General features: G+C 60.0%; 1 protein-coding gene. It reads left to right on the top strand.

Annotation, left to right across the window (positions count from 1 at the left end):
- The first annotated feature begins 16 nt into the window (after positions 1-16).
- Positions 17-7,102 carry a choice-of-anchor tandem repeat GloVer-containing protein gene (locus tag AC6FTP_RS09930; protein ID WP_497206755.1) on the top strand — a complete coding sequence of 2,362 codons (7,086 nt, stop codon included), beginning with the start codon at positions 17-19 and terminating at the stop codon, positions 7,100-7,102.
- Positions 7,103-7,104: the final 2 nt, after the last annotated feature.

The following is a 7,104-nucleotide window of genomic DNA, read 5'->3' as shown; positions in this document are numbered from 1 at the left end:
TTTTACTTCGATGCTTTTGCGCACTCTTCTCCCCGCTGTCGTTGCCTCGCTAATCTGTCACACTGCCTTCGCCGATTCGGCCATCGAGCCGCTGGTCGGATTCGAGATGGGGCCGAACCCAAATGGCGCGACAGCGCCCGTGAGGCCCGCCTTGTATTTGCATTCAAATGGGAATTTCTATGGCACGACTCCGGGCGGTGGTGCTTTCGGCTTTGGCACGTTGTTTCAAATGTCCAAAAGCGGCGTGTTCGGTCACCTGTCCTTCACAGATCTGAACGCAGGGTCCGTGCCTCTGGGCCGCCAGCCCGGCAGCGTTCCGACAAGCACGCCGGTGCTCAGTTCAGATGGCTGGCTCTGGGGTACCACCTCTGCCGGTGGCGTCAACGGCACCTACGGCACCATCTTCCGCATCCGCCCGGAAACAGGGGAGTTTCAGACGATGCACAATTTTGCCAGTGGCTTTGAGGGCAATTCACCGGTCTGCGGGCTGGTGTCGGATGGTCAGGGCTATCTGTGGGGTGTCACTCGTTATACAAACAATGGAACATTGACGAATGGCATCCTTTACCGAATCCACGAGCTGACGGGTGTCTTCGAGCGAAAGCTGACGTTTGGCGACACGGTCGCTCCCAACAAAGGGCGTGTGCCGCTGGGTGCTCTTTATTATGATGGGGCGGGCAATTTGTGGGGCAGCACGAGCGCGGGCAGCAGCAATGGCCATGGCAATCTTTTCAAATACACCATCGCCACGAGCACCTTCACCATCGTCACCGAGTTCAGTGATCGGGGGGTTGCAGCTGGGGCCATCAAGGGTAGTGGTGCTGCTTCAGCCTTGGTGCCTGATGGCAATGGCTTTCTCTGGGGGGTGACTCCCTATGGCGGCGACAGCGTGGGCAACGGCACCGTCTTTAAAGTGGACATGAACACCGGCGCGGCCACCAGCGTGATCGAATTCAGTAACAATGGCACCAGCAACAAAGGTTCGACTCCGGTCGGCCCTCTCGTGAATGATGGAGCGGGCAATCTCTGGGGTGTGACCAGTGCCGGAGCTACCTCTGGTGAGGGCGCGGTCTTCAAGATCGCTGCCAGCACGGGTGTACTGACCACGGTGCTTCAGTTCAGCACACTGACCGGAGCCAATGCGACGGTGAGCAATCCCCAGAATGGCCTGACCAACGACGGCCAGGGCTATCTCTGGGGCATCGCCAGCGTCGGCGGCGGTGCCTCTACCTGGACTGTTTACAAGATCAAGATAAGTGACGGCAGCTTCACGAAGGTGGTGGATCAGGCTCCAGGTGGAGTCTCCTACCTCGGTCGCACTCCGCTGGCCGGCCTCTCAGGCAATGCTACCAGCCCCTGGCTCTGGGGCACCACCTCCGCCGGTGGCGCGAACAATCTAGGCACGCTCTACCGCTATGATCCGAGCACGGGCCAGACTGAGGTGGTGAAGAGCTTCACCGGCACTACCGGCACGGCTTTGGGCTCAAAACCCAATGGCAAAGTGCATGTCGATGCCGATGACGTGGTCTGGGGCACAACCGAAGAGGGCGGCACCTCCAACTTTGGAACGATCTTCAAGTATGATCCGGCAACGAGCACCTTCACGACGGTGCAGTCATTCAGCTCAGGTGGTGGCTACCGCCCCAAAGGTGCGCTGGTCGCCATGAGTGACGGCTTCATCTGGGGCACCACCAGCAGCGGCTCCAGCGCCAGCTACGGCAGCGTTTTTAAAATCAATCCAGCCACGAATGCGGTGTCTGTTGTGCACACCTTTGCTTCAAGCACACCGGCCAATGGTTATCAGCTCGCCTGTGGTCTGGTGGAGGACAGCAATGGCTTCGTCTGGGGCACCACTCAGCTCGGGGGCGCAAACTCCAGCGGCACCTTGTTCAAAATCGCCATCGCCAACGGCACTCTGACCGTTGCGCACTCTTTTGCCAATGGGTCTAGCAATCACGCAGGTGATCTGGTGATAGATGCCGCCGACAACATCTACGGGACGAACCCACTCAGGGTCTTCAAATTCAATCCCAACACCTCTGTCCTGACTGCGGTCTTCACGAATGAAGAGATCACACCTCCGCTCAAAAGCGTGACGGTCGGCACCCTTTATAAAACAGCGGCGGGAGACATCCGCTTTCTGGGGACGGAGGGCACCAAGGACCTGACAGGCATGTCGCCACCCTACAACAACTACGCCAGCTATCGGGCAGTGATCTACGAGATCAACACGACCACCAATGCCGTCACCAAAATACACAGCCTGATGGAGAGCGTCGTCGGGACCTCCGTGCCAGCGGCACTGACACCTGCGGGCAGCCTTTATGAACACACCGACGGAAGCGTTTACGGCGTCACTCAAAACGGCGGCACCAATGAAGATCTCGAACCCGCAGGTGGTGGCATGATCTACCGCGTCGGCACGGGGCCAGCCGCCATCGCGCAGCCTTACAGCACGCTGGTATCACAGACCTACTCCCAGTATTCATCGGTCACGGGCAATACCACGCTGCGTGGTTTTGTGAACCCGAATGGCAACTCGATCCTCTGTGAGTTCGAGTGGGGACCGACCACCAATTTGGGAAATACCATCACCGCCTCCGCCACGCCCGGCACCGGCCTTACCGGCAATCTTTGTGAAGTGGTGCTGCCCGGTTTGCCGGCCAAAACGACCTACTTTTTCCGTCTCCGTGCCAACACGAACGGCGGCCCCACCGAGCCATCCTTTGGCCCGATCCAATCCATCGTGACTGGCACGCCTGCGGGACCCACGAATGCGGAAATCTCAGTGGAGTCACCGATTGGTCAGCCACTGACCGATAATGTCGGCACGCTGGATCTCGGTTCGCTGCTCGTGGGGCAAACCAACAAGCACGCCGTCGCCGTGCGCAACATCAGCCTTTCAAACTCCCTCACCGGAGTGAGTGCCAGCATCAGTGGTGCAGATGCCAGCGACTTCGTCATCACCACACCGCTCACTCTTACCAGTTTCGGACCTGGTAGCAGCGATGGCCTGCTCATCACCTTCACCCCCAGCGACAGCGGTGCCCGTGTGGCAACGCTCACCATCGTGAGCAACGATAGCGATGAAGCCAGCTTTGAAGTCCAGCTCACGGGCGAAGGCCTGATCCAGCCGGAGATCGAGGTGGACACCTCCGTCGCAACCAATGTCCAAAGCCACGAAACCACCTACGACTTTGGCACTGGCTCCGTCGGCGCAGGCATCGCCCGCACCTTCACGATCCGTAATGTCGGCAACGCCACACTCGGCGCCTTGGATGTCACGATCGACGGAGCCAACAGTAGCGAGTTCGTCGTCACCACGCAGCCAGACCCCAGCATTGCCCAGGGCGGAAGCGACACCTTTGTCGTCACTTTCACACCCTCCGCAGGTGGCACACGAACTGCCCGACTCCAGATCGTCAGCGATGATTCGGATGAGAATCCTTTTAACATCAACCTGAGCGGCAGCGGCATCATCGCGCCGGAGATCGAGGTGCTGGATGACAGCGTCGAGCTGACGGACAACGTATCGACGATCGCCTTTGGCAGCCTGAACACGGGCGGACTTTCCACCCGAGTCATCACCATCCGCAACGCGGGCAGCGCAGCTCTCACCGGCATCAGCCTTTCCTTCTTCAGCGGTGATACCGCACACTTCCAATTCAACACCCTGGCCTCCAGCGTGGCTGCCGGGCAGCAGATCACGTTTAACCTCAGCTTCTTCCCCCAGAGTGCCGGGGCCAAATCGACGATCCTCCGCATCGCCAGCAATGACAGCAATGAAAACCCCTTCGACATCATCCTCACCGGCACAGGCACCTCGGCTTCTGAGATCGGCGTCGAGTCACCGCTGAACACGCCTTTGACCGATGGCATCTCATCGCTGGACTTTGGCAGTGTGAATACCGGAACAACCGGATCGAAGCCCATCATCATACGCAACACTGGCACCTCCGATCTGACCGGGCTTTCCGTGAGTTTCGTGGGCACCCACGCGAGCGACTTCAGCGCCACAGCTCCAGGTTCCACCACCGTCGTTCCAAATGATGCGACAGGCTTCACGCTCAGCTTCAATCCCACCGGAAGCGGCACACGCACCGCGACCATGCGCATCGCCAGCAACGATGGCGATGAAAACCCCTTCGACATCTCACTCACCGGCACAGGCCATGTGCCGCAGGGGCCTGTCTTCACCGTCCAGCCGCAGAGCCAGCTCGTGCTTCTCGGACAGCCGGTAAATTTCACGCCAACTGTCACTGGCGATCCCGTCATCACCTACAAATGGAAGAAGGGCACAGCCTTCATCGCCAATGCCGTCTCCAGCAGTTACGGCATCGCCATCACGAAGGCGGCGGATGCAGGTGCTTACAGTGTGATCGCCGACAATCCCGTCGGTGCCGAAGTGCCATCACAGACGGCTTACCTCGGACTCGTGACGCCGAATCAGGGCACGCAGATCCTGAAAGTCGGCAGCACACTCAGCCTGAAAAGTACCGTCGCTAAACCGACCTCTCCGCGCGTCAGCATCAGCTACACCTGGAGCCGCGTGGGTGATTCCATGCCCGTCTCCGGTGGCACCACAGTCGTCAGCAACAGCTCCACCACCGGGAATCTGAGCATCACCAAAATCCGCACCGGGGACACTGGCACCTACACCTGCCTCGTCACTCTCGATGACCTCGACACCCCCGGCATTGACGCCACCCTCAGCCATGGCGACACCGTCGTCAGCGTCGTCGATGCCGTGCCGGATGTGGATGCCATCCCGGCAGAGTCCGTTTCCGTCAGCGAGCCCATCGACATCACCATCACCGCCACGAACTTCCCCACCAGCTTCTCCGCCACCACCCTGCCTGCGGGGTTGAAATTCGATACTAAGACCGGCCGCCTCACGGGCAAACCCACCACGCCGAGCAAGAACATCCTCGGGGACAAGATCAGCTTCAAAGCCACCAACGCCTTTGGCACCAGCGTGGCAGAGGATTTCTATCTCACCATCGAGCCGCTCGTGCCCGGTGTCGTCGGTACATTCAATGGCATCGTCGAGCGCTCTGGTCACACGAACTTTGGCATGGGCGGTCATGTGAAGATCACCGTCGCCAGCACTGGTGTCGTCTCGGGTGATGTCACCCTCGCCGGGCAAAAGCACAGCGTCGTCGGCTCGATCGATGTCTCTCTCGGCAACAACCCAACCTTTGACCTCATCGTCAAACGCGCCCCTGCAACCCTCGGCGATCTCCGGCTCACCGGCGGCATATCTCCGGACGATGACCTCCTCTCGGGCGACATCAGCGATCCGCGCTTTGAGATGCTAACAGGCACGCAGGATCTCGGAGATCCCGCTGAGCCCGGCCTCGTCGATGGCACGATGGAGGAGGCGCGCTTCAACCACCCCAGCGGCCTCGCTCTTCTCGCCAATGGTTCCGGTTACATCTCCGACAGCGGTGATCACGTCATCCGCTTTGTCGATGGCGATGGAGGCACCGTGTCCACCTTCGCAGGCAATACCAATTCAGGCTCGAACGACGGCACCGGCACAGCTGCCAGTTTCGCCGGGCCTGAAGGTCTGGCGCTCGACATCGCGGGCAATCTCTTCGTCGCCGACACCCTCAACTCGACCATCCGCAAAATCACCCCGGCGGGAGTCGTCACCACCTTTGCAGGCACGGCGGGCCAGGTCGGCAACGTGAACGGCACCGGAGCTGCCGCACGCTTCAACCTGCCATGTGCGCTCTGCTTTGATCCAGCAGGCAATCTTTATGTCGCCGATCGTGGCAATCACACCATCCGCAAAATCACCCCCGCTGGTGTCGTCACCACACTCGCAGGCAAAGCAGACCAGTCCGGGCACAAGGACGGCAGTGGCACAGGTGCCCTCTTCAACACTCCACGCGGCATTGTCTATGAGCCCGTGCTCAAAGCGCTCTTCGTCACCGACTCCGCCAACGTCGTCATCCGCAAAGTTACGCTCGCCGGAGCCACCACGACCTATGCCGGATCACCCGGTGCGGGCGGCATCGCGGATGGTCTCTTTGCCAATGCGCGCTTGATCGATCCACGCGGCATCACCACGCTGGGAGACGGCACACTCATCGTGACCGACACCCTGCTCGTGCAACTCAACCCCAATGGCACACTCGGCACCGTCAGTGATTTCTTGGATACCGTCGGCAAACTCGATCACCCCGTCGCCGTGGCCTACAACCCAACGGATGAAAGCCTCGTCACCGTGGACCCGGTTTTCCATGGAGCCATCAGCTACGAGCCCAGCGGCGTGAATCAGGAGGCCCACTTCGCCGCACAACGCAACCCATGGACGACCACGAACCTCGTCCCGTTAGCCGAACAAGGTCTCTACAACGCCGCCATCGAAACCACCGTCCTGCCCACAAACGCCAGCTTCCCGCATGGCGATGGCTATGCTCAGGTCGCCATCAGCAAGAGCGGCGTCGCTGCATGGACCGGCAAAGCGGCGGACGGCAGCAGCTTCACCTTCAGCACCTTCATCGCCGATGATCGCAGCATCCCGCTGCACGCCATGCTGTACAAAAACACCGGCAGCCTTCAGGGCGAGACCTTCATCAACCCAGCCGCCACGCCCAACAAATACGACCTCATCGGTGACAACACACCTGCCCTCGATTGGTATAAACTCAACCAGCCACTCGCCAGCACCGACCGCAGCTACAAAGATGGATTCCCCGTGCATGACCTCACCCTCACCGGCGGCAAATATGTACCCAACGACCTCCACCTTTACCTTGGCTTCGCCCCATCCACCACGCCTGCGAACCTGCAACTCAGCTTCACCGAGTCACTGATCGATTCCTTCACCCAAGCCTTCACTCTCACTAAACCCAACACCGTTTCAGTGGCAGCACCTGTGAAATCAACCACCCTGAAGATCGACTCGAAGACCGGCATCTTCACCGGCAGCTTCAAGGAAGGCACCCCAGCCGCGACTGTGCCCTTCGCCGGCATCCTCATCGACTACGATGCGGGATCTGACCGCAGCGGCCACGGCCACTACCTCATCCCCGAATCCGCCAGCGCCACCTCCCTGATCCACTCTGCTCGCGTGACTCTGGAGGCAGACTGAGT

The sequence above is a fragment of the Prosthecobacter sp. genome (assembly GCF_044378005.1).
GTDB lineage: Bacteria > Verrucomicrobiota > Verrucomicrobiia > Verrucomicrobiales > Verrucomicrobiaceae > Prosthecobacter.
Note: the sequence above shows the minus strand (reverse complement) of the source record. Positions and strands in the feature narration are given on the sequence as shown.